Annotated in this window: 21 protein-coding genes; 6 read left to right on the forward strand and 15 right to left on the reverse strand. The window is 61.3% G+C overall.

The window, feature by feature from the left end:
* The first annotated feature begins 154 nt into the window (after window positions 1–154).
* A complete protein-coding gene (gene htpX / locus ACSJLU_RS10495) occupies window positions 155–1039 on the forward strand; it encodes a protease HtpX (protein WP_016927998.1) in 885 nt (294 codons plus the stop codon).
* 336 nt (window positions 1040–1375) lie between these two features.
* On the forward strand, window positions 1376–2083 hold the full coding sequence (locus ACSJLU_RS10500) for a hypothetical protein (protein WP_043143349.1): 708 nt from the start codon (window positions 1376–1378) through the stop codon (window positions 2081–2083).
* Window positions 2084–2195: 112 nt separating this feature from the next.
* On the opposite strand, the gene ACSJLU_RS10505 is transcribed toward ACSJLU_RS10500, so the two are convergent.
* Window positions 2196–3590 carry an MFS transporter gene (locus ACSJLU_RS10505; protein ID WP_025302590.1) on the reverse strand — a complete coding sequence of 465 codons (1395 nt, stop codon included), beginning with the start codon at window positions 3588–3590 and terminating at the stop codon, window positions 2196–2198.
* Window positions 3591–3821: 231 nt separating this feature from the next.
* Here ACSJLU_RS10505 and kdgR point away from each other — a divergent pair, with 231 nt between their 5' ends.
* Complete coding sequence (kdgR, locus tag ACSJLU_RS10510; RefSeq protein WP_025302591.1) at window positions 3822–4613, forward strand: DNA-binding transcriptional regulator KdgR; 792 nt, start codon at window positions 3822–3824, stop codon at window positions 4611–4613.
* Window positions 4614–4659: 46 nt separating this feature from the next.
* Here the strand turns inward: kdgR and ACSJLU_RS10515 are convergent, their stop codons facing one another.
* The 5 genes from ACSJLU_RS10515 to phnR all read right to left on the reverse strand — a co-directional run bounded on the left by ACSJLU_RS10515 (window position 4660) and on the right by phnR (window position 9368).
* Window positions 4660–5463, reverse strand: coding sequence for an ABC transporter permease (locus ACSJLU_RS10515; RefSeq protein ID WP_025302592.1), 804 nt, complete (start codon window positions 5461–5463; stop codon window positions 4660–4662).
* A 2-nt stretch (window positions 5464–5465) separates the two neighbouring features.
* The gene (gene phnU / locus ACSJLU_RS10520) at window positions 5466–6329 is read right to left on the reverse strand and encodes a 2-aminoethylphosphonate ABC transporter permease subunit (protein ID WP_025302593.1); all 864 of its coding nucleotides are present in this window, start codon (window positions 6327–6329) and stop codon (window positions 5466–5468) included.
* 1 nt (window position 6330) lies between these two features.
* The gene (phnT, locus tag ACSJLU_RS10525) at window positions 6331–7461 is read right to left on the reverse strand and encodes a 2-aminoethylphosphonate ABC transport system ATP-binding subunit PhnT (RefSeq protein ID WP_376782269.1); all 1131 of its coding nucleotides are present in this window, start codon (window positions 7459–7461) and stop codon (window positions 6331–6333) included.
* Between the two features lie 2 nt (window positions 7462–7463).
* Window positions 7464–8474 (reverse strand): 2-aminoethylphosphonate ABC transporter substrate-binding protein, encoded by a 1011-nt coding sequence (locus ACSJLU_RS10530; RefSeq protein ID WP_049205185.1) that lies wholly within the window; start codon window positions 8472–8474, stop codon window positions 7464–7466.
* Between the two features lie 174 nt (window positions 8475–8648).
* The gene (gene phnR / locus ACSJLU_RS10535) at window positions 8649–9368 is read right to left on the reverse strand and encodes a phosphonate utilization transcriptional regulator PhnR (protein WP_033633223.1); all 720 of its coding nucleotides are present in this window, start codon (window positions 9366–9368) and stop codon (window positions 8649–8651) included.
* Between the two features lie 155 nt (window positions 9369–9523).
* Here phnR and phnW point away from each other — a divergent pair, with 155 nt between their 5' ends.
* Window positions 9524–10627, forward strand: coding sequence for a 2-aminoethylphosphonate--pyruvate transaminase (gene phnW, locus ACSJLU_RS10540; protein WP_049209394.1), 1104 nt, complete (start codon window positions 9524–9526; stop codon window positions 10625–10627).
* A gap of 9 nt (window positions 10628–10636) precedes the next feature.
* Window positions 10637–11446, forward strand: coding sequence for a phosphonoacetaldehyde hydrolase (gene phnX, locus ACSJLU_RS10545; RefSeq protein WP_197770161.1), 810 nt, complete (start codon window positions 10637–10639; stop codon window positions 11444–11446).
* Window positions 11447–11509: 63 nt separating this feature from the next.
* On the opposite strand, the gene ACSJLU_RS10550 is transcribed toward phnX, so the two are convergent.
* The 4 genes from ACSJLU_RS10550 to ACSJLU_RS10565 all read right to left on the reverse strand — a co-directional run bounded on the left by ACSJLU_RS10550 (window position 11510) and on the right by ACSJLU_RS10565 (window position 16063).
* A complete protein-coding gene (locus tag ACSJLU_RS10550) occupies window positions 11510–12901 on the reverse strand; it encodes an L-cystine transporter (RefSeq protein WP_197824787.1) in 1392 nt (463 codons plus the stop codon).
* A gap of 181 nt (window positions 12902–13082) precedes the next feature.
* Entirely contained in the window at window positions 13083–13631 is a 549-nt protein-coding gene (locus ACSJLU_RS10555) for a metal-dependent hydrolase (RefSeq protein ID WP_004931456.1), read from the reverse strand.
* A 421-nt stretch (window positions 13632–14052) separates the two neighbouring features.
* Window positions 14053–14718 (reverse strand): hexitol phosphatase HxpB, encoded by a 666-nt coding sequence (gene hxpB, locus ACSJLU_RS10560; protein ID WP_043143363.1) that lies wholly within the window; start codon window positions 14716–14718, stop codon window positions 14053–14055.
* Window positions 14719–14782: 64 nt separating this feature from the next.
* Window positions 14783–16063: an HdeD family acid-resistance protein gene (locus tag ACSJLU_RS10565; protein ID WP_025302600.1), complete on the reverse strand. Its 1281-nt coding sequence runs from the start codon at window positions 16061–16063 to the stop codon at window positions 14783–14785.
* A gap of 185 nt (window positions 16064–16248) precedes the next feature.
* Between ACSJLU_RS10565 and ACSJLU_RS10570 the strand changes: the two genes are divergently transcribed.
* Window positions 16249–16809, forward strand: coding sequence for a YniB family protein (locus tag ACSJLU_RS10570; protein WP_025302601.1), 561 nt, complete (start codon window positions 16249–16251; stop codon window positions 16807–16809).
* Window positions 16810–16844: 35 nt separating this feature from the next.
* On the opposite strand, the gene ACSJLU_RS10575 is transcribed toward ACSJLU_RS10570, so the two are convergent.
* From ACSJLU_RS10575 to ACSJLU_RS10595, 5 genes are all read right to left on the reverse strand, one after another.
* Window positions 16845–17714: a fructosamine kinase family protein gene (locus tag ACSJLU_RS10575; protein WP_033642864.1), complete on the reverse strand. Its 870-nt coding sequence runs from the start codon at window positions 17712–17714 to the stop codon at window positions 16845–16847.
* Window positions 17715–17951: 237 nt separating this feature from the next.
* Window positions 17952–18806: a metal ABC transporter permease gene (locus ACSJLU_RS10580; protein WP_025302603.1), complete on the reverse strand. Its 855-nt coding sequence runs from the start codon at window positions 18804–18806 to the stop codon at window positions 17952–17954.
* The gene (gene yfeC / locus ACSJLU_RS10585; protein ID WP_015377686.1) at window positions 18806–19666 is read right to left on the reverse strand and encodes an iron/manganese ABC transporter permease subunit YfeC; all 861 of its coding nucleotides are present in this window, start codon (window positions 19664–19666) and stop codon (window positions 18806–18808) included. The genes ACSJLU_RS10580 and yfeC overlap by 1 nt, the downstream gene beginning before the upstream one ends.
* A complete protein-coding gene (locus ACSJLU_RS10590) occupies window positions 19666–20556 on the reverse strand; it encodes a manganese/iron ABC transporter ATP-binding protein (RefSeq protein ID WP_043143367.1) in 891 nt (296 codons plus the stop codon). Before ACSJLU_RS10590 ends, yfeC begins: the two co-directional genes overlap by 1 nt.
* Window positions 20553–21497 carry a metal ABC transporter substrate-binding protein gene (locus ACSJLU_RS10595; RefSeq protein WP_342096762.1) on the reverse strand — a complete coding sequence of 315 codons (945 nt, stop codon included), beginning with the start codon at window positions 21495–21497 and terminating at the stop codon, window positions 20553–20555. Before ACSJLU_RS10595 ends, ACSJLU_RS10590 begins: the two co-directional genes overlap by 4 nt.
* Window positions 21498–21531 lie beyond the last annotated feature (34 nt).

Consider the following 21531-nt stretch of genomic DNA (forward strand, 5'->3'; position numbering starts at 1 on the left):
AATTTGCCAAATCCCGGTCGCGTGCCGTTTTTGTAAAGTTTCGTATTTTTAGTAGGTTAATGACGCGCGACTCTTGAAACTGTGACGAATGCCCATACGATCTAGGGTATCTTAGACAGCGTTTTGTTAACATTTATGAGGAAGTAAACAATTTATGATGCGTATAGCTCTGTTCCTGCTCACCAACCTGGCGGTGATGTTGGTTTTCGGGCTGGTGCTCAGCCTGACAGGAATCCAATCCAGTAGCGTTCAGGGCCTGATGATCATGGCTGGTCTGTTCGGCTTCGGCGGCGCTTTCGTGTCGTTGCTGATGTCCAAATGGATGGCGCTGCGCTCCGTCGGCGGGGAAGTGATTGAACAACCGCGTAACGAAACAGAAAACTGGCTGCTGGAAACGGTACGCCGTCAGTCGCAGCAGGCGGGCATCGCCATGCCGCAGGTCGCTATCTACCACGCGCCGGACATCAACGCCTTCGCTACCGGCGCACGCCGCGACGCCTCGCTGGTCGCCGTCAGCACCGGCCTGCTGCAGAGCATGAGCCGCGACGAAGCGGAAGCGGTCATCGCGCACGAAATCAGCCACGTCGCCAACGGCGATATGGTGACCATGACCCTGATTCAGGGCATCGTGAACACCTTTGTCATCTTCATTTCACGCCTGATCGCGCAGGTCGCCGCCGGTTTCCTCGGCAACCGCGACGGTGATGGCGAAGGGGAAGGCAACGGCAACCCGATGATTTACTTCGCCGTGTCGATGGTGCTGGAACTGGTGTTCGGCATCCTGGCGAGCATCATCACCATGTGGTTCTCGCGTCACCGCGAGTTCTATGCCGACGCAGGCTCTGCCAAACTGGTAGGCCGCGAGAAGATGATCGCCGCCTTGCAGCGCCTGAAAACCAGCTACGAACCGCAGGAAGCGGGCAGCATGATGGCGTTCTGCATCAACGGCAAATCCAAGTCGTTCAGCGAGCTGTTCATGTCGCACCCGCCGCTCGACAAGCGTATCGAAGCGCTGCGTTCCGGCCAGTACCTGAAGTAATCGGCTGAATGAAAGGAAAAACCCCGGCTTGCCGGGGTTTTTTTATGGCATGCCTGAACCGCTTTTTCAGCGGCGGCGGATTCAGCAATGAAATTCGGCGATGAATGGGGTAAAGCGCTTTACCAGAATTTACAGGCGTTAACGCGGTGCAGCAGCGTCCGAAGTCCCTGAAGCCCACCTGCAAACAGCGTCTTTCGGCTTCTCGGTCTGGGCCGGCACGGTGCCAGTCCATCCGGTGAGAGGGCAAGCCGCATCGGGCTCGGTCACGACCGCCTGTTTGGCTTTGGATGCGCATGTTATATGCTTTGGCGCAATGACATTTGTCCCTGAGGCCCTATGAAAATCAACCACCTTCCCTTACTCAACGGTGATGAGGTGTCGGCGCGCCTGGCCGCATTGGCTGGCGGTGTCGCCGATGCGGTTGCGGAATTGTTGAACCGGCATGATGACGATGATGAACCGCCGGCTATTCGCTGGCATTCAGGCGATCTGCGCCTGCCGGCGTTTTTCCCCGACGAGCACGACGGCCACGATTACGATTACCTGATCGTGGACGGCGATGTGATCGTGGAGGGATGCCTGGCGGTGTCACCGCAGCGAGAGGACGGCGGCATTGTCGTGCTGGGGCGGCTGCAGGCGGATACGCTGATTTGCTGGGGCGGACTGGTCGTGCGTGACGATGTCCGCATACGCCATGCCTATTGCAGCTCAGGAAACGACGGCGCGTTCGTGGTGGGGGGAGACCTGACCGCGCTCACCCTGGTAGAAACGGGGGAGTTTATCCATGTCCATGGCGACCTCGACGCGCGATGTCTCGCTTCGTTGCAGAACTTCGTTCAGGTTGACGGAGAGACGCGCTGTGACTGTCGAATCGACAGCGCGCAGTCCGAAGATCTGATAAAGCGCATGTTCACCCCCGGCCTACTGAAAGCCTTCGAGGGGATGGATCACGACGGCCAACGCATTGTTGGCTGGTATCCGGATGACGACGCCTATTTAGCCTGTTTACGACAAGGCCGAAGCCCCTTGAGGCACGGAGACTGACGCCTGGCCTGCAATGCTCACGGCATTGCATCCGACGCGGTCCGGCTCAGGCCGGCCGTCAGTGCTGGCCCCGTCGGTTTTACAATCGATGGGAGCCCGGTTCGTTTACCCGCTATTTCACCTCGCGGCTCGGCTGCGCCGCTTGCGCCGTCGATTGGGTGATGCGCAGGCTGCTGACGGCCGCCGCCAGGGTGGCGAACACCCCAGCCAGGATCAGTGAAGCGTGGGTGCCGGATGTGGGGAACAGGTTGAACATCAGCGCCACCAGCGCAGCCCCCGAGGTTTGCCCCAGCAGGCGCGCGGTGCCCAGCATGCCGCTGGCGCCGCCGCTGCGGTTGCGCGGCGCGGCGGAGATGATGGTGTGGTTGTTGGGCGACTGGAACAGGCCGAAACCGGCGCCGCACAGTATCATGCGCCAGATGATGTCCATATTCGACGGCGCCGCCGGCAGCAGCGCCAGAGAGAACAGTCCGAGCGCGAACACCGCCAGCCCAATGCAGCCCAGCAGGCCGGCGTGTACGCGCTCCACCAGCCGGCCGGCGATCGGCGCCATCACCACGATCGCCAGCGGCCACGGCGTCAGCAGTAGCCCGGTCGCCACCTCGTCGCGGCCCAATGCACTTTGCAGGAAGAACGGCAACGACACCATCGCCAGCATTTGCGCGGCGAACGAACAGATTGAGGTGCCCATCGACAGGGCGAAGATCGGGATGCGCAGCAGGTCGACGGGCAGCAGAGGGAATTCCTGGCGTAACTGACGGCGCACGAACACCGCGCCAATCGCCAGCAGCGCGGCGATCTCGCTGAAGATCAGCGTCAGGCTCTGGCCCTGGGCGAAGCCGCTGATGGCGGTGATCAGCAGGCCGAAGGTCAGCGCGTTCAGCACGGCGCTGGTGGGATCGAAACGGCGGTTATCGCTTTTTTGGCCGTTGGCCGGCAGGAATTTCATCCCCAGCAGCAGCGCGACGATGCCGATCGGCAGGTTGATGGCGAACAGCCATTGCCAGGATGCGACCGACAGGATCGCCGCCGCCACCGTCGGCCCGGCCGCCGAGGAGCAGGCGACGATCAGCGAGTTGATGCCCATGCCGCGGCCGAGAAAACGCTGCGGATAGATGATGCGGATCAGCGCGGTGTTGACGCTCATGATAGCGGCGGCGCCAAAGCCTTGCAGCACGCGGGCGATGGTCAGCGTGAGCAGCGAGTCGGACAGGGCGCAGAACAGTGAGGTGATGCTGAACACCAGCAACCCGGCCTGGTAGATACGGCGGTAGCCGACCAGATCGCCGAGCGACGCCAGCGACAGCAGAGAGACGGTGATCGCCAACTGATAGGCGTTGACCACCCAAATGGAACTGGCCGGGCTGGCGTTGAGATCGCGAGCGATGGTGGGCAGCGCCACGTTGGCTATCGCGCCGTCGAGCACGGATACGGTAATGCCGAGGGCGATGGCGAGGATCGCCCCATAGCGTTGCGGGACGGGGAGGCCGTCGGAACAAGGACGCATGTTGGTCTCAGCGGTATTTATTCAGGGGAGTATTATCATGCTAATCATATTCGCCCGTGATTGCATGCCCCTTGTCCGCTTAATTGTAAACGGCGGTGAGCGGGCCAACGGTTATCCATTTGGCTTCAATTGCTTAGCGCTCAGCTGCGTTGCGCGCTGCGATCTGTTCCGATTATACTGAAACCCTTGTTTAAATTTCCTGAAACAAAACCGTTAAGTAGGGTATGCACCATGGCTAACGCAGATTCAGACAAGCAACCGGATGCCGTTTCATCCGTGATGAAAGTGTTCGGCATTTTGCAGGCGCTCGGCGATGAGCGCGAGATTGGCATTACCGAACTGTCCCAGCGGGTGATGATGTCTAAAAGCACTGTCTACCGTTTTCTGCAGACCATGAAAGCGCTGGGCTACGTTTCACAGGAGGGCGAGACGGAAAAGTATGCGCTGACGCTCAAGCTGTTCGAGCTGGGCGCCAAATCGTTGCAGAACGTCGATCTGATCCGCAGCGCCGACGTGCAGATGCGCGAATTGTCGAATCTTACCCGCGAGACCATCCACCTCGGCGCTCTGGACGAAGATGGCATCGTCTACATCCACAAGATCGACGCGATGTATAACCTGCGTATGTATTCGCGCATCGGTCGCCGCAACCCGCTGCACAGCACCGCCATCGGTAAAGTGCTGCTGGCCTGGCGCGAGCGGGATGAGGTGGCGCAGATCCTGTCGCAGATTGAGTTTACCCGCAGCACCGAACATACGTTGGCCAGCGCCGCCGAACTGTTGCCGGTGCTGGATCGGGTTCGAGCGCAGGGATACGGCGAAGATGCCGAAGAGCAAGAAGCGGGGATCCGCTGCATCGCGGTACCGGTCTTTGACAGGTTCGGGGTAGCGATCGCCGGGCTGAGCATCTCTTTCCCGACGCTGCGCTTTTCCGAAGCGGCGCGGGAGGAGTATGTGGCGTTGCTGCACGTCGCCGCCCGACGCATTTCCGAACAGCAGGGCTATCACGACTACCCGTTCTGACCCTTCGCTTCGAAGAACAAGGCGCCGCCATGGCAGCGCCTTGTTGCTATTTTGCGCCCGGCGTCAGCCGCTGAGCAATCCGCTCCAGTACTAACATCAGCAACAGCGTGGCCGCCACCAGGATCATGGTCAGCGTCGCGCCGTTGGCGATGCTGCCGCGATCGGTCAGGCTAAAAATGGTGACCGGCAGCGTCGCCCAACTCGGCGGGTAGATCATCATGGTCGCGCCCAGCTCCCCCATCGACAGCGACAGGCTGAGCGCGAAGGCGGAGATCATATAGGGGGCGATCATCGGCAGGGTGACGTGGCGCAGGCGAAACAGCGGCGACGCGCCCAGGCTGGCGGCGACGTTCTCGTAGTCGCCAGGTAGCCGGGTTAGCCCGGCCATCACGTTGCCGAAGGTAAAGGCGGAAATCAGCACGAAGTGAGCGGCGGGCACGATCAGGAAGGTGCCGTTCATCTGCAGCGGCCCCTGGCTGAACGCCACCAGCATCCCCAAACCGATAGAGACCGAAGGCACCGCGCTGGGAATGAAAAACAGCGTGCCCAGCAGCTGTCGGCCGCGTTCAGGCACGTGGCGCAGCGCCAGCGCCGCCCAGGTACCGCACAGCAGCGCGAACAGGCTGGCGCTGAAACCGATAGCCAGGCTGGCGACCAGCGCGTCCCAGGAGGCGCCGCTGAACGCTTGGCGGAAGTGGTTGAGGGTGAAACCGCTCGGCAGCACGCCGTTCCACTGCTCACTGAGGCTGGACATCAGGATCACCGCCAGCGGCAGGCAGAAGAACAGGGCGAACAGCGTGATCGTCAACGTGCAGGTCAGGGTGCGTCCGGTGCGGGACCAAATCAACATTGTCAGTTCCTCAGCCCGGCGCGCGCCGCGGCGTAGCGGTAAAGGGAGAACAGCCCGAGCGACAGCGCGATATTCACGACGGCGATCGTGCAGGCGACGGCGTAATCCGACTCCAGAATCGCTTTGGAGTAGACCATCATCGGCAGCGTGGTGACGCCCTTGGCGCCGATAAACAGCACGATGCCGAACTCATTGGTGGTCAACAACAGGCACAGGCTGCCGCCGGCCAGCAAGGCCGGCAGCGCGGCCGGCAAAATCACCTGGCGCACCACGCGCCCCGGCCGGGCGCCGAGAATGCTGGCGGCCTCGAGCTGGCTGCGATCGATCTGCGACAATGCCGCCATCAGCGGGCGCATCACCAGCGGCGTAAACACGGTGATTTCCGCCAGGATCACCCCCCAGATGGAGTAAAGAAAGTCTACCGGCGGCAGGGTGAAACCGAAGGTCGCCATCAGCGTGCCGTTCAGCAGGCCGGCGGAGCCGTAGATAAAGGTGAAGGCCAGCGTGATCAGGAAGGTCGGCATGGCGATAAAGGTATCGATCACCCGGGCGATCGGTCGGCTGCCGGGGAACGGCGTGAACACCAGCAGCAGCGACAGCAGGGTGCCGAGCACCAGGCAGCCCAGCGTCGCCAGCAGCGCAATCTGCAGCGTGTTGAGCAGGGCGCCGACAAAGCGTCGGGATTCGAACACCTGCTGCAGCGCGTCGGCGCTGAATAGCCCCTGATCGTCGGTAAATGCCTGTTTGACGATCAGCGCCAACGGGTAGAAAAACAGCGTCGCCAGCACCAGCAGCGGCAGCAGGATCCACAGGCGGCGCGGGAAACGCAGCCGCAGGGCCGGGCGAATAAGCGTAGAGTCGATCATGTCAGTCCTCGATCAGTACCGCATCGTCGGGGGCGAAATAGAGCGGCACGCGTTCGCCGATCTGCGGCATCCGGCTGCGATGGGTGGTGACCACGCGCAGAGGATGGCCTTGAACGTCGAACTGCAGGTGCGTCAGTTCCCCCTGCCAGTGAATATCGCGCAGCGTGCCGATGAGGTTGTTGCTGCGCTGGGCGTCGGCATCGAGCGCAATATGCTGCGGCCGGATGCACAGCAGCTTGTCGAAGCCGCGTTGTGCGCCGTAGGTGAAACAGCCGATCACTTTGCCGGCGCAGCTGACGGTGGTCATGCCTTGCCCGGTAGTGGTCTCCAGCGCGGTGGCCGGCAGCAGGTTGGCGCGGCCGAGGAACTCGGCGGCGAAGCGGTTCGTGGGATGATGGTAAAGCGCGCGGGTCTCGCCGTGGGCGATCAGGTGGCCGTCGCGCATGATGCCGATCTTGTCCGCCAGCGTCAGCGCTTCGCCCTGATCGTGGGTGACGTACAGGATGGTCAGCTCTGGGAGCTCGCGGTGCAGGCGGGCGATCTCTTCCACCATGCTGTGGCGAATTTGCGCGTCCAACGCCGACAGCGGCTCATCCAGTAACAGCACTTTGGGGCGCACCGCGATGGCGCGAGCGATTGCCACCCGCTGCTGCTGGCCGCCGGAAAGCTGGCTGGGATAGCGCTTGGCGTAGGCGGACATGCCGACGATGGCCAGCGCTTCTTCGACGCGCTCGGCGGTGAGGCCGCGCGGCTTGCCTTGCGCGCGCAGGCCGAACGCCACATTGTCTTCGACGCGCATATGCGGAAACAGCGCGTAGTTCTGTACCACCATGCCCAGGCCGCGCTCATAAGGCGGCACGTCGGTGACATCGACGTCACCGATGGCAATACGCCCGGCGGACGGCTGCACGAATCCGGCAATGGCCCGCAGCACGGTGGTTTTGCCCGAGCCTGAGGGGCCGATCAGCGCCAGCACTTCGCCGGGGGCGATGGCGAGCGTCAGGGGTTTCAGCACCTCGGTGCCGCGATACGACACGCTGACGCGGTCGAGCTGAATGCCCGACGGCCCGGCGATGTCCTGGCTGCGATCCCGCGCCTCGGCGCGGGAAGAGAGGGTAGAAGGCATCGTCAGCGTCATTCGGTCACCTGGTGCCAGCGGGAGATATCGGCGGACAGGCTGCTCACCACCTGATTCCAGTCCGGCGCCCAGATGTCCACGCCTTTCAGCGCCGCCTGCGACTGCTTGAAGTTATCGTCGGTCGGGGTGACGTCCTTACGCACCGGCATACCGTAGGAAATGGCGCTGACGCTGCTCTGCGCTTCTTTGCTCAGCAGGAAGTCGATCAGTTTTTTGCCGTTGGCGCTTTGCGGCGCGCCTTGCACCAGGCCGACATAGTAAGGCAGCACCAGCGTGCTGCGCTTGCCGTCCGGCCCGGCCGGCCAGAACACCTTCACGTTCGGGTTGCTGCGCATCTGCGCCAGGTTCATCTGCAGATCGCCGTTGGCCACCAGCAGCTCCCCTTTATTGACCAGCGCGGTCAGCTTGCCGGTGGAGGCCGAAGGGCCGACGTTGTTGCTTTGCAGCTTGCCGAGGTAGTCGAAACCGGCGTCTTTGCTGCCGAAGCTGTGGAACGCCTGCAGCATCACCGCGGTACCGTCACCCGCCTGGCCCGGCGTGGAGTACTGCAGCTTGTTGCGGAACTGCGCGTCCAGCAGCTGTTGGTAGCTGGCGGGCGCCTGCGGCAGCAGTTTGGCGTTATAGATGAAGCTCAGGTAGTTGTTCACCAGCGGCACGAACTGCGGCTGGGCGTTGGCGATCTGCGCCGCATCCTGCGGGGTGAAGTCCTGCAGCAGTTTTTCCGCGGCGGCGCGCTGGATGAACGGTGGCAGCGTCACCAGCACGTCGGCCTGCGGGTTGCTGCGCTCTTTCGACAGCCGCTCGACGATGGCGCCGGAACCGCCTTCGACGTACTGCACCTTGACCCCGGTTGCCTGAGTGAAGGCGTCAAACTGGGTTTGATACCAGCTGTGATCGCCGTCGTGCAGGCCATCGGCGGAGTAGACGGTCACCACCGCATCGGCGGCCCAGGCCGGCGCGGAGCCGAGTGCGATGGCGGTCATCACGACCAGACGAGAAAGTTTCATAGCTTCAGCCTCACTGTTGCGGGTTAATGCGGAACTGGTATACACCAGATATGCGGCCAAGCTAATCGGCGAATATGACAAACAAATGAAAGCGGCAAAATATATTTACCGGCAACGGGGATTGGGCGTGGGAGAGAAAAGGGGGCGGCAGGCGCAGCCCCGATATTCAGGAGATTAAAGCGTATCGACCTCGATGCGCAGGCTGTCGTGGCGCCAGTATTCGATATCGAAATCGAGAATGCGGCCGTGCTGATCGTAATTCAAGCGGCGCAGCAATAAGGCGGGCAGGCCGACCATGGCGCCGAGCGCGTTGGCGGCGCGGTAAGGCAGGGCGGTCGGGTAGAACGACAGGTGCATGTTGCTGTAAATCAAATCGTAATGCTGCTGATAAACCTCGGTCAAGCTGCCGTTGAGATCGTGGCGGAGCAGTTCCGGCACCCGCTGCGGCAGGCAGTGGTTCTCGCAATAGCAGATGGCGCGGCCGTCGGCATAGCGAACGCGGCGCAGCAGATACACCTGATCGAACGGCTCGAGCGCCAGCGGCTGCATCACGTCGAGCGGCACCGTGGTTTTTTCGCCGGACAGCAGCGCGGTACGCGGCGTGCGCCCTTGCTCCTGGCAGAGGCGGTGGAAGTTGGTGTTCTGCGTCGGATCCAGCCACAGCCGTTCCGGCGTGACGAACCAGCCACGGCGATCGGCGCGGTAGATGGCGCCGGTGGCCTCCAGCTGCGCCAGGCTCTCGCGAATGGTAACGCGGGTGGTGGAGAAGATGGCGCACAGCTCGCGCTCCGAAGGCAGCTTGTCGCCCGCCTGCAGCGCGCCGCGGGTGATGCGCGCCTGAAGCTGATCCTTGATCTGCAGGTAATGGGGCATATCGCCCTGATGTTCTTTCATTTCATCTCGCTATGGCATCGGCCCGACATTCCGGCACGCGCTTATTATACATAGCCAGATGAATTTTTTGTTTCACCGCGCTTTGTCGTTTGACCGGGGAAGGAATTTGCCGCCACAATGCCCGTAATCTGGTATAGACCAAATAGGTGAATGACATGTCCGATCGTAACTACCTGCTGTTGACCCCCGGTCCGCTGACCACATCGAAAACGGTGAAAGAGGCGATGCTGTATGACAGCTGCACCTGGGATGAAGATTACAACCTGGGCGTGGTGCAGCGCATCCGCCAACGGTTGGTGGCGCTGGCGACGCCGTCCGCCGGTTACACCGCGGTGCTGCTGCAGGGCAGCGGCAGTTTTGCGGTGGAAGGCGTGTTGGGCACGGTCATCGGCCCGCAGGACAAGCTGCTGATCGTCAACAACGGCGCCTATGGGGCGCGAATGATCGAAATGGCGCGGCTGATGGATATTGACCACCACGCTTTCGACTGCGGCGAGGTCAATGAGCCGGACGTGGCGGCGATGGAGGCGGTGCTGAAAAGCGATGCGCGCATCAGCCATATCGCCATGGTGCACTGTGAAACCACCACCGGCATGCTCAACCCGCTGCAGAAGGTCGCCGGTCTGGCGGCGCGCAACGGTAAAACCTTTATCGTTGACGCCATGAGCAGCTTCGGCGGCATTCCGTTGGATGTGGACGCGCTGGGCATCGATTTTCTGATCAGCTCCGCCAACAAATGCATTCAGGGCGTGCCGGGCTTCGCTTTCGTCATCGCCCGCCGCAGCGAGCTGGAGAAATGCGCCGGCCGTTCGCGCTCGCTGTCGCTGGATCTGTATGCCCAGTGGCGCTGTATGGAAGACCAGGCCGGCAAATGGCGCTTTACGTCGCCGACCCACACCGTGCTGGCCTTCGCGCAGGCGCTGAAAGAGCTGGAACACGAGGGCGGTATTGCCGCGCGCCACCACCGCTATCAGACCAATCAGCGTCGGCTGGTGGCGGGCATGCGTGAACTGGGCTTTGAGACCCTGCTGGACGATGCGCTGCACTCGCCGATCATCACCGCGTTCTATTCGCCGAAGGCCGACACTTACCGCTTCGCCGAGTTTTATCAGCGCCTGAAGCAGCAAGGCTTCGTGATTTATCCCGGCAAAGTGTCGCAGAGCGACTGTTTCCGCATCGGCAACATCGGGGAAATTTATCCGCAGGATATCGAACGTTTGCTGGCGGCCGTCGGGCAGGCGATGTACTGGAATCAATAAGGATTGACCATGAAACAGATCAACGCAGTGATCCTCGACTGGGCCGGCACCACGGTGGACTTCGGCTCCTTTGCGCCAACGCAGATTTTTGTCGAGGCGTTCAAGCAAACCTTCGATATCGACATCAGCCTGGCGGAGGCGCGCATTCCGATGGGGCTCGGCAAATGGCAGCACATCGAGGCGCTGGGCAAACTGCCGGCGGTTGACGCGCGCTGGCGGCAGAAGCTGGGCCGCTCGATGAGCCACCAGGATATCGACGCGCTGTATCAGGCGTTTATGCCGCTGCAAATCGCCAAAGTGATCGACTTTGCCGATCCCATCGAGGGCGTGCCGCAGGTGATTGCCGGGCTGCGCGAACAGGGCATCAAAATCGGTTCCTGCTCCGGTTATCCGCGCGCGGTGATGGAGGTGCTGGCGCCGGCCGGCGCACAGCGCGGCTATGCGCCGGATTATTGGGTCGCCACCGACGATCTTGCGGCCGGCGGCCGACCGGGGCCGTGGATGGCGTTGCAGAACGTCATCGCGCTGGGCATCGATGCGGTGGCGCACTGCGTGAAGGTCGATGACGCGGTGCCGGGCATTGCCGAAGGGCTGAACGCCGGGATGTGGAGCGTCGGGCTGGCGCTGTCCGGCAACGAGTTCGGCGCTACCTGGTCGGAGTACCGTCAAATGGCGGCAGGGGAAATAGAGCAGCGCCGCACGGCGGCCGCCGATAAGCTGTACGCGGCGGGCGCGCATTATGTGATAGACACGCTGGCGCAATTACCGGATGTGATCGCCGATATCAACCGGCGGCTGGCGAACGGCGAGCGGCCGTAACGACCGAACGCGGGGCATAAAAAAACCGGGGATAATCCCCGGTTTTTTCGATCTGAGAGGGCGTTAGCTGTGAGCCAATTCGACTTCGTCTTCGCTGTCCATCACGGCTTTGTCGGTTTGCTTCATCAGCTGGCTGGTGATGGTGCCTGCCGCCATGGAGCCGTTGACGTTCAGCGCGGTACGGCCCATGTCGATCAGTGGTTCGACCGAGATCAACAGCGCGACCAGCGTCACCGGCAGGCCCATCGCCGGCAGTACGATCAGCGCGGCGAAGGTGGCGCCGCCGCCCACGCCCGCCACACCGGCGGAGCTGAGGGTGACGATGCCAACCAGGGTGGCGATCCACACCGGATCCAACGGGTTGATGCCGACGGTCGGCGCAACCATCACCGCCAGCATCGCCGGGTAGAGGCCCGCACAGCCGTTCTGGCCGATGGTGGCGCCGAAGGACGCCGAGAAGCTGGCGATGGATTCCGGCACGCCCAGGCGGCGGGTCTGCGCTTCCACGTTCAAGGGAATGCTGGCGGCGCTGGAGCGGCTGGTGAAGGCGAAGGTGATCACCGGCCACACCTTGCGGAAGAATTTCATCGGGTTAACGCCGGTGAAGGCCAGCAAGATGGCATGTACCACGAACATGATGGCCAGGCCGATGTACGAGGCCACCACGAAGCTGCCGAGCTTGACGATGTCGTGAATGTTGGAACCAGCGACCACTTTGGTCATCAGCGCCAGCACGCCGTACGGCGTCAGCTTCATGACCAGACGCACCAGCTTCATCACCCAGGCCTGCAGGGTGTCGATAGCCACCAGCACGCGCTCGCCTTTCGGCTTGTCGTCTTTCAGCAGCTGCAGCGACGCCACGCCGAGGAAGGTGGCGAAAATCACCACGCTGATGATCGAGGTCGGGCTGGCGCCGGTCAGGTCGGCGAACGGGTTTTTCGGGATGAACGACAGCACCATCTGCGGCACGGTCAGATCGGCCAGTTTACCCACGTAGTTGGTCTGGATCGCCGTCAGGCGCGCGCTTTCCTGTGCGCCCTGCACCAGGCCTTCGGCGGTCAGGCCGAACAGGTTGGTGACCAGCACGCCCACCAGCGCCGAGATCAGCGTAGTGAACAGCAGCGTGCCGATAGTCAGGACGCTGATTTTGCCCAGAGAAGAGGCGTTATGCAGTTTGGCGACCGCGCTCAGGATTGAGGCGAACACCAGCGGCATGACGATCATTTGCAGCAGTTGCACATAGCCGTTGCCGACGATGTTGAACCAGCTGATGGATTCTTTCAGTACCGGGTTGTCGGCGCCGTACACCAGCTGCAGGCCCAGACCGAATACTACGCCGACCACCAGGCCGACCAGCACTTTTTTCGCCAGGCTCCATTGCTTGTGGCGGGTTTGCGCCAGCAGCAAAAGAAGCGCGACAAACACCAGCACGTTAATCACGAGCGGAAGATTCATCCCCAATGTCTCCAATAATCTTTCTTATAAAAACGACTACGCATCACGTATGTCGCGATGTAAATATCGTAACAGTTTGCTGAGTGGCCTACTTATATCCAAATGGAATTTGATATAGCTTTTTGTGTGTTTTTGTTTGTTTTATATACATCAAGATGATGGATTGGGCGTATTTTTGTGATCAGAGTCTGATATTTCTGATTTGCTCGACATAGGATTGCACCGGCAGGGTGAAATCGCCTTGCCAGCAGATGGCAAACGCCACCAGGCACAGACACAGTACGCGCTCCAGCTGGTTGCCTTTTTGCGAGTTGAGCAGGGGCAGGCGAAAACGCCAGCGGCACGGCCACAGCAGCGGCACGCCGGCGGGCGTGAGCATGTCGGCCAGCAGATGGCTGAAGTAACCGATGATCATGGCGTGCAGCGCGTCGGCCGGGATCGGCCAGCTACGCGGCACGTCCAGCTGAAACAGCGCCATGCCGCCGGCGATCGCCAGCAGGCTGTGGGTGAAACCGCGGTGGCCGAAGGCGCGGGCGATGGGCAGGGCGATCCAGCGCAGGCGCTGGCCCAGTACCGACTTGGGGTGATCGATGTCCGGCAGCAGCGAGGTGAGCAGCGCGGCGGGTATGATGTGCCACCAGTCGCCGGTAGCCAGCTCTGGCGTCACTTCCGCCTTCTTGGCGAAGATCGCGCAAGCGACAGAGAAAATGAGATGTCCTTCCGCGGTCATGCTGTTGCGATTCCGGCTGGTAAACTGTTAATTTATCCAGTATATGGGAAAATTCCCAGTAGTGGAAGCAGTTACCCTGTAACCAATTGTTTATTTTTCCCTGTTTTACAACGGCTTGTTACGGTGCTGCGTAACAAATCATCGATTTTGACTGGCGAGAACAAAAAGCGGGCGATGGGCGATGCATGAAGATGAGAAAAAAGACGGTGGCTTGGCGTGTGGCGGGAGGAAGCGGCGGCCTTGAACCGCGCTGCGTGGCAGTGACAACGCGCCGTGGGCCGTCGCTTTCCCTGCCACCCAGCATAATAACAACAGCATGCCGATTCAATAATAATGAAACGATGTTTCGTTTGTTTTGCGGCACGGATCCCTTTTATGGCGCAGAGCGGAAAGCCAGGGCGCCGATGGCCGGCGCCGCAGGTCAGGCAAAGTGGGCGGGAGTGAGCTGTTCCAGGGTCTCCAGCTTGTGGTCCGCCAGCGCCCAGCGCGGATCGTGACGGTATTCGGCCGCCGGGATGACGATGGAACGCATGCGTGCGGCCTTGGTGGCGATCATGCCGTTAAAGGAGTCTTCCAGCGTGATGCAGCGCAGCGGATCGCTGCCCAGGCGCTCGGCGGCGATCAGGTAGACCTCAGGGTGTGGTTTGCTGTACGGCAGGTATTCGGCGGAAACCAGCTGATCGAAGTAACCTTCAAGATCGAACATCTTCAGCACCTGCTGTTGCATGTGCAGCGGCGAGGCGGAGGCGAGGCCAATGTTCAGCCCCTGGCTGCGGCACAGCTCCAGCGCCTGCTGAACGCCCGGCAGCAGCGGGCGCGTCTCGTGCACCAGCTCGATGGCGCGCTCGATAATCCGCGCCGACACCTCATCGAGCGAAACCCCTTGCCACGGCATCGCCTGGTACCACATCTTCACCACCAGATCGATGCGCAACCCCAGCGTGTCCGGCAGCTTGTGACGGTCGGACAGATCCAAACCCAGCGCGCCGAAGATATCCAGCTCGGCCTGCAGCCACAGCGGTTCCGAGTCGATCAACAAGCCGTCCATATCAAAAATTGCGGTTTCAATGCGTTGCGAATAAGCCATTAACGGTTAACTCCTGCCGGCGCGGGTGAATGTGCCCGACACTTTATCATCGCCGGTGACGAGACTAAAACCTTTGCCTGCGCGTTTGGCTTTTGCCAAAACGCAGGATATTCCACGCCTCGCGCAATTTTAGCCACCAGCGCTGATGTTGACGCTCGGTGACCTGTTGCAACATGCGTGCGTAGTCCAGCACCAAACCCGGCGTCCAGGTCATGCTTTCGCCGCGGCTGCGCAGTACCGCCAGCATCCACAGATTGGGATCCAACACCAGCAACAGAAAGCGGCGCCACAGGTGTTTATCGCCCAGCACGCCTTCCAACGCGCTGTCGAGCGCGCCGATGACCGTGGTGGAGCAGTTGCGTCGGGTCAGATTGTAGGTGGCGTCTTGCCGATAACGCAGCCAGAATGCGCGCAGCGCCGCCGGGTTATAGCGGTAGAATTGAATTTTCTTGTCCGGTGGGCACCAGGCGGCGATCTCACCCGGCAGGTCGGGCAGGAAACGCCCGTCGACGTTGTTCTGCTCGCCGGCATGCAACAACTGGCGGAAATCCTGAACGGAATGGCTGATGTCGTTGAGCGGGTAGTGACTGATATACACATCCGGCGCGAGCGCCAGGGCGGCATGACCGGTGGAGATATTGCCGCCGCCGTCGACCGCCGCGATGTATCGGTCGACGATGTAACGTCGGCGTGGATCTTTAGCCGCACCAATCGGTGTCCAGACGTACACCGTGAGTGGCGCAGTCTCATCCTCCGGGTGCGGTGGCTGCCGCGCGGGGTGCTGATTCAGAGAGAAGCTTGTCAGTCTCCGGGCGATACGCAATAAGGCCCAGCCGGAAAGCACCATCATCACGCCGAGGCAAAAGGGCACCGTCATCCGATGCGGCGCCGGCCAGCCGACAAAAATCATCAACGAAAGCAGGATCTCGCCGCCGCCCGCCAGCGCCACGCCTTTCCATCGACTGTGTTGAATCACCGTGGAGGAGGCGATGCGCACGGCGCCGTCAAGCAGCAGCGCGCTGCCAAACACCACGGTGGCGACGATGTTATCGTCTGCGGGCACGTCCAGCATTAAAAAGGCCATAAACACGAAACCCAATCCCTTCAGCAACACCGGCCTGCTGGCCGAAGAGCCGATCACCAGCGCAGCGGATATCGCCACCAGCCCCTCCAGCGCCAGGATGACCGCCAGCGCATCCAGCGCCAGCACCGACCGGCCATCCTGCAGGATGTCGAACAACATCAGCGCCCCTGCGGCTATCCACAGCCAACCGAACAGCACCAGCAGGCGGCGCTGGCCGTGCAGCGCCTGGGCGCCCAGCAATAAGATAATCAGTCGAATCATGGCGGCCTCTGTCCGAATGGATAACGTTACCCCTTCAATGATAGTGTGCCGGCGCCGTTAAGTTTTTGATTTCGACGAATTCGGCTAAGCTTGTAGCACAGAGGGAGTGAAGAAAACGGTGGGCGAGTTTCGCCAACAGCAGGTAGACTTAGCCGATTCGGTTACGTCGCTAACAAGGGGAACACATGACGTATCAACAGGCCGGGCGTCTCGCCATTTTGAAACGCATTCTCGGATGGGTGGTTTTTATCCCGGCGTTGCTGTCGACGCTGATTTCCGTGCTGGGCTTTATCTATCAGCACAGTGAAAAAACCAAGGGCATCAACGCAGTGATGCTGGATTTTGTCCACGTGATGGTGGACATGGTGCGTTTCAACACGCCGTTCCTGAACCTTTTCTGGTACAACTCACCGGTGCCTGACGTGGATAAAAGCCTGTTCAGCGGCGCCAATCTGATGTTCATCATCATCTATATTCTGATCTTCGTCGGGCTGGCGCTGCAGGCCTCCGGCGCGCGCATGTCGCGTCAGGTCAAGTTCATCCGCGAAGGGTTGGAAGACCAGATGATCCTGGAGCAGGCCAAGGGCAGCGAAGGGCACACGCGCCAACAGCTTGAGGAGCGCATTACGCTGCCGCACCACACCATCTTCCTGCAATACTTCCCGCTGTACATCCTGCCTATCGTGATTGCGGTGATCGCCTGGTTCGTGATCCGCCTGTTGGGGCAGTTGGCCGGCGCGGCCTGAACCATGACCGGGGCGCCGCTCGGCGCCCCGGTACGTTACGACGCCTCCGGCTGCAGCAGCGCCTCCACCGCGCGTTGGGCAGCCACCAAATGCTGGCCGCCGAACAGATTGCTGCGGTTGAGCAGGTAGTACAGCTGATACAGCGGCTGGCGTTCGATAAATCCGGCCCCCAGCGGCCACACGCTCTGATAGCCGTCGTAGATCTGCGGCGGCAGCTCCGGATACAGCGGCAGCATCGCCAAATCGCACTCTCTGTCGCCCCAGTAGCTGGCCGGATCGAACAGTATCGGCCCGTTGGCGGTCATCGCGCAGTTGCCCGGCCACAGGTTGCCGTGCAGCAGGGAAGGCTGCGGCTGGTGGTGCTGCAAGCGCAGATACACCCGATCGACGATGTCGTCGATGTCGCCGAAGGTCATGCCTTTTTCCGCCGCCAGCTGCAGCTGCCAGCCGATGCGCTGCTCGGCGAAGAATTCCGACCAGCGGCGCTGCCAGGCGTTGGGTTGCGGGGTAGTGGTCAGATCGCTGTCGAAGTCGAGACCGAACTGCGGTTGCTCGCTCCACTGATGCAGGTGCGCCAACTGCTGGCCCAGACAGTAGGCGCCGTGGGCGTCGAGGGGTTTCAACTGCTGATACTCCAGCAGCAGGAAGCTGTAGTCGCGATCGCTGCCGACGCCATACACTTCCGGTACCCGCACGCTTTTGCTGCGCGCCAGCAACGCCAGCTGATCGGCCTCGGCGGTGAATATCGGCAGTTGTTCACGGGCGTCGCATTTCACGAACACCTCGTTGTCACCGTAACTCACGCGCCACGCCGGGTGAATGTCGCCCCCGGGCAGTTCAATCCTTTCGCGTATCTCTGCGCTGCCAAGATGTTCACTTAACAGACGGCTAACGGCTTGCCACATGGTATTTCCCCCTCTGTGCTGCCTGATAATTCATTAGGTTAGCGTCTTTCCCGTGGTGAAAACACGACGCGGCGCACAGCCGGCGTCAAAGGCGGCGATTTTTTCAGCGCCTCGCCAGCTCAAAGTATATACCCTATTGATTAATTTAAGCGCAATACCGATTGCAACTTGATGACAACGAATAAGCCAGCGGAGGAATAGGATGCGGCGGGGCACACCGCCGCATCAGAGGGGCGTTTAACTGCCCATCGGGGCGTTTTGGTTACCCTGTAACGGGCGCAGCTTGCTGTACAACAAGGCGACAACGAACAGCACGGCCTGCACGATGACGATACAGGGCCCGGTGGCGCCGTCGATGTGGAAGCTGATCAGGGTGCCGAGCACGCAAGAGAACACCGACACCACCGTTGCCACCATCAGCATGCGATCAAACCGGCGGCACAGCATAAAGGCGATGATGCCGGGGGCGATCAGCATGGCGATCACCAGGATCACCCCCACGGCCTGCAGCGAGGCGACGATGGTCATCGCCAGCAGGCAAAGCAGCCCGTAGTGCAGCAGCTTGACCGGCAGGCCAATCACCCGGGCGTGGTGCGGGTCGAAACAGTACAGCATGAAGTCTTTGCGCTTGAGCAACACCACCGCCAGGGTTATGCCGGCAATCAGCAGGGTTTGCTTCAGCTCGCCGTCGGTGATGCCCAGCATGTTGCCGAACAGAATGTGGCTTAGGTGTTGGTCGGTGTCGATGCGCGAGAACAGCACCAGGCCGAAGGCGAACATGCCGGAAAAGACGATGCCCATCACCGTGTCTTCTTTCACCCGGCTGTTCTCTTTCAGGTAGCCGGTGGCCACCGCGCAAAAGATGCCGGAGAGGAAGGCGCCGATCGCCAGCGGGATGCCGACCACGAACGCCACCACGATGCCGGGCAGTACCGCGTGCGAGATGGCGTCGCCCATCAGCGACCAGCCTTTGAGCACCAGATAGCAGGAGAGCACGGCGCACACTACTCCGGTGACGATGGCGGCGACGATCGCCCGCTGCATGAACGGGTAGGCGAAGGGTTCGCTGAGCAGTTGATACAGGGTGTCCATCAGCGGCCTCCGGTTTGCGAATGCGCCACACGGCGCCGGGACGCCAGCAGGCCGTGTTTCGGCGCGAAGAAGAACGCCGCCAGGAACACCAGCGTTTGCAGGGTGACGATCACCCCGCCGGTGGCACCGTCGAGGAAGAAACTCAGGTAGGCGCCGATGCCGCTGGTCAATGCGCCGATGATGATGGCGATGATCACCAGCCGGCTGAAGCGGTCGGTCAGCAGATAGGCGGTGGCGCCCGGCGTGATCACCATGGCGATCACCAAAATGGCGCCGACGGTTTGCAGCGCGGCGACGGTGCAGGCGCTGAGCAGGGTGAAGAACAGGATCTTCAGCTTCAGCGGCGACAGGCCGATCGATACCGCGTGGCTTTCGTCGAAGAACACCGCCAGCAGGTCTTTCCACACCAGACACAGGATCAGCAGCGAAACGCCGATGATGATTTCCACCTGCAGCACGTCTTCGTCGGCGATGCCGAGGATATTGCCGAAGATGATCGACTGTACGTTGACCGAGGTGGGGTTGAGCGACACGATCAGCAGGCCGACGGCGAAGAAGGTGGAGAAGATGAAGCCGATGATGGCGTCTTCGCGCAGGCGGGTGATGTGGCGCACCAGCGTCATCGCCAGCGCCGCCAGCATGCCGGTAAAGAAGGCGCCGGCGGCGTAGGGCAGGCCGAGGGCGTAGGCGCCGGCCACGCCGGGCACCACCGAGTGCGACAGCGCATCGCCCATCAACGACCATCCCTTCAGCATCAGATAGGCGGACAGGAACGCGCAGGCGGCGCCGACGATGGCGCTGACCCAGATGGCTTTCACCATGTAGTTATAACTGAAAGGTTGCAGCAGAAGGTCCAGCATCAGGATTGTTTCTCCCTGGCCTGGCTGTTGGCCGGCGGATCGCTCTTGGTGTGGCCGTAGAACACCGCCGGGCGCTCATCGTCGGTCAATACCGTAACGGTGCGCGGATCGTTGTCGTCGTGCAGATCCGGGCCTGAGAGGTTGATATGGCGCAGCACGCCGCCGAATGCCTGCTCCAGGTTGCTCTGCGTGAAGGTGGTTTCGGTTGGGCCGGCGGCCAGCACCGTGCGGTTGATGAGGATCACCCGATCGCAAAACTCCGGCACGCTGCCGAGGTTGTGGGTGGAGACCAGGATCAGATGCCCCTCGTCGCGCAATGCGCGCAGCAGCTCGATAATGGCATTCTCGGTTTTCACATCCACGCCGGTGAACGGTTCATCCAGCAGCAGCACCGTGCCCTGTTGCGCCAGCGCGCGCGCCAGAAACACGCGCTTTTTCTGGCCACCGGACAGCTCGCCGATCTGCCGACCGCGCAGCTCGCTGAGGCCGACGCGCTCCAGCGCCTTGTCGACCCGCAAACGATCCTCGCGCGACGGAATGCGCAGGAAATTCATCTTGCCGTAGCGGCCCATCATCACCACGTCTTCCACCAGCACCGGGAAGTTCCAGTCGACGTCTTCGGTCTGCGGCACGTAGGCGATCAGGTTCTTTTTCAGCGCGTCCGCTACCGGTTTGTCGCTGAGCGACACCCGGCCGCTGGTGGGCCTGACCAGGCCCATAATGCTTTTGAACAACGTCGATTTACCGCTGCCGTTGACGCCGACCAGTGCGCAGATCGAACCGCCGCTCAGGGTAAAGCTGGCGTTGTGAATGGCGGTGTGTCCGTTGTTGTAGGTCACGGTGACGTCGTCCACGTTCAATTCAGGGCGGACAAACGGTTCATGGGTCATTGATCGAATCCTTTGGCGATGGTTTGCACGGTGGTGTTAAGCAGGTCGATATAGGTCGGCACTGGGCCGTCGCGGGTGGACAGCGAATCTACGTACAGCACGCCGCCGTATTTGGCGCCGGTTTCTTTCGCTACCTGCTTGGCCGGCTTGTCGGAAATGGTGCTTTCGCTGAACACCACCGGAATATGGTGGGCGCGCACCGCGTCGATTACCCGGCGCACCTGCTGCGGCGAACCTTGCTCATCGGCGTTGATCGGCCACAGATAGACTTCTTTCAGCTGATAGTCCTGCGCCAGGTAGCTGAAAGCGCCTTCGCTGGTCACCAGCCAACGCTGTGCGGTCGGAATGCGCGCCAGGCGTTCGCGCAGTGGGGCGTCCAGTGCGCCGATTTTCTCTGCGTAGGCTTTGGCGTTGCGGTTATAGGTTTCCGCATGTGCCGGATCGTGCTCCACCAGGGCTTTGCGAATGTTCTCGATGTACACCAGCGCGTTGCTTGGCGACATCCAGGCATGCGGGTTCGGGTTGCCGTTATACGGCCCTTCGCGGATCGGCAGCGGAGTGATGCCTTCGGTCACAACCGCCGCCGGCACCTGTTTGATGTTTTCGAAGAAGCGCTGGAACCAACGTTCCAGGTTCATGCCGTTCCACAGGATCAGGTCGGCGTGCTGCGCTTTGACGATGTCGCGCGGAGTCGGTTGATAGTCGTGGATCTCGGCGCCCGGCTTGGTGATGGATTCCACCACGGCGGCGTCACCGGCCACGTTCTGGGCAATGTTCTGAATGATGGTAAAGGTCGTCACCACGCGCAGCTTTTTATCCGCCAGCGCGTGTTGACTGACCAAGGCGGTGCCGAGCAGTAGGCAGGCGAGCGTAAAAGGGCGTAACAGTGCGGCAGCGCGGGAAGGGCGACTGCGACGAAAAGCGCAACTTATCAATGGCATGATGACGTCTCCTGGTTCAAATGAAAATGATTAT

This window comes from Serratia bockelmannii (genome assembly GCF_051803255.1).
Classification (GTDB): Bacteria; Pseudomonadota; Gammaproteobacteria; order Enterobacterales; family Enterobacteriaceae; genus Serratia; species Serratia bockelmannii.

Excerpts from the sequence above, each read along its gene's own strand:
- ACSJLU_RS10515 (WP_025302592.1), bottom strand. The coding sequence starts at position 5,463 with ATGTTGATTTGGTCCCGCACCGGACGCACCCTGACCTGCACGTTGACG.
- htpX (WP_016927998.1), top strand. The coding sequence starts at position 155 with ATGATGCGTATAGCTCTGTTCCTGCTCACCAACCTGGCGGTGATGTTG.
- phnR (WP_033633223.1), bottom strand. The coding sequence starts at position 9,368 with ATGAAAGAACATCAGGGCGATATGCCCCATTACCTGCAGATCAAGGAT.
- ACSJLU_RS10580 (WP_025302603.1), bottom strand. The coding sequence starts at position 18,806 with ATGGACACCCTGTATCAACTGCTCAGCGAACCCTTCGCCTACCCGTTC.
- ACSJLU_RS10555 (WP_004931456.1), bottom strand. The coding sequence starts at position 13,631 with ATGACCGCGGAAGGACATCTCATTTTCTCTGTCGCTTGCGCGATCTTC.
- kdgR (WP_025302591.1), top strand. The coding sequence starts at position 3,822 with ATGGCTAACGCAGATTCAGACAAGCAACCGGATGCCGTTTCATCCGTG.
- hxpB (WP_043143363.1), bottom strand. The coding sequence starts at position 14,718 with ATGGCTTATTCGCAACGCATTGAAACCGCAATTTTTGATATGGACGGC.
- ACSJLU_RS10565 (WP_025302600.1), bottom strand. The coding sequence starts at position 16,063 with ATGATTCGACTGATTATCTTATTGCTGGGCGCCCAGGCGCTGCACGGC.
- ACSJLU_RS10500 (WP_043143349.1), top strand. The coding sequence starts at position 1,376 with ATGAAAATCAACCACCTTCCCTTACTCAACGGTGATGAGGTGTCGGCG.
- ACSJLU_RS10595 (WP_342096762.1), bottom strand. The coding sequence starts at position 21,497 with ATGCCATTGATAAGTTGCGCTTTTCGTCGCAGTCGCCCTTCCCGCGCT.
- yfeC (WP_015377686.1), bottom strand. The coding sequence starts at position 19,666 with ATGCTGGACCTTCTGCTGCAACCTTTCAGTTATAACTACATGGTGAAA.
- ACSJLU_RS10530 (WP_049205185.1), bottom strand. The coding sequence starts at position 8,474 with ATGAAACTTTCTCGTCTGGTCGTGATGACCGCCATCGCACTCGGCTCC.
- phnX (WP_197770161.1), top strand. The coding sequence starts at position 10,637 with ATGAAACAGATCAACGCAGTGATCCTCGACTGGGCCGGCACCACGGTG.
- phnW (WP_049209394.1), top strand. The coding sequence starts at position 9,524 with ATGTCCGATCGTAACTACCTGCTGTTGACCCCCGGTCCGCTGACCACA.
- ACSJLU_RS10575 (WP_033642864.1), bottom strand. The coding sequence starts at position 17,714 with ATGTGGCAAGCCGTTAGCCGTCTGTTAAGTGAACATCTTGGCAGCGCA.
- ACSJLU_RS10505 (WP_025302590.1), bottom strand. The coding sequence starts at position 3,590 with ATGCGTCCTTGTTCCGACGGCCTCCCCGTCCCGCAACGCTATGGGGCG.
- ACSJLU_RS10570 (WP_025302601.1), top strand. The coding sequence starts at position 16,249 with ATGACGTATCAACAGGCCGGGCGTCTCGCCATTTTGAAACGCATTCTC.
- ACSJLU_RS10550 (WP_197824787.1), bottom strand. The coding sequence starts at position 12,901 with ATGAATCTTCCGCTCGTGATTAACGTGCTGGTGTTTGTCGCGCTTCTT.
- phnU (WP_025302593.1), bottom strand. The coding sequence starts at position 6,329 with ATGATCGACTCTACGCTTATTCGCCCGGCCCTGCGGCTGCGTTTCCCG.
- ACSJLU_RS10590 (WP_043143367.1), bottom strand. The coding sequence starts at position 20,556 with ATGACCCATGAACCGTTTGTCCGCCCTGAATTGAACGTGGACGACGTC.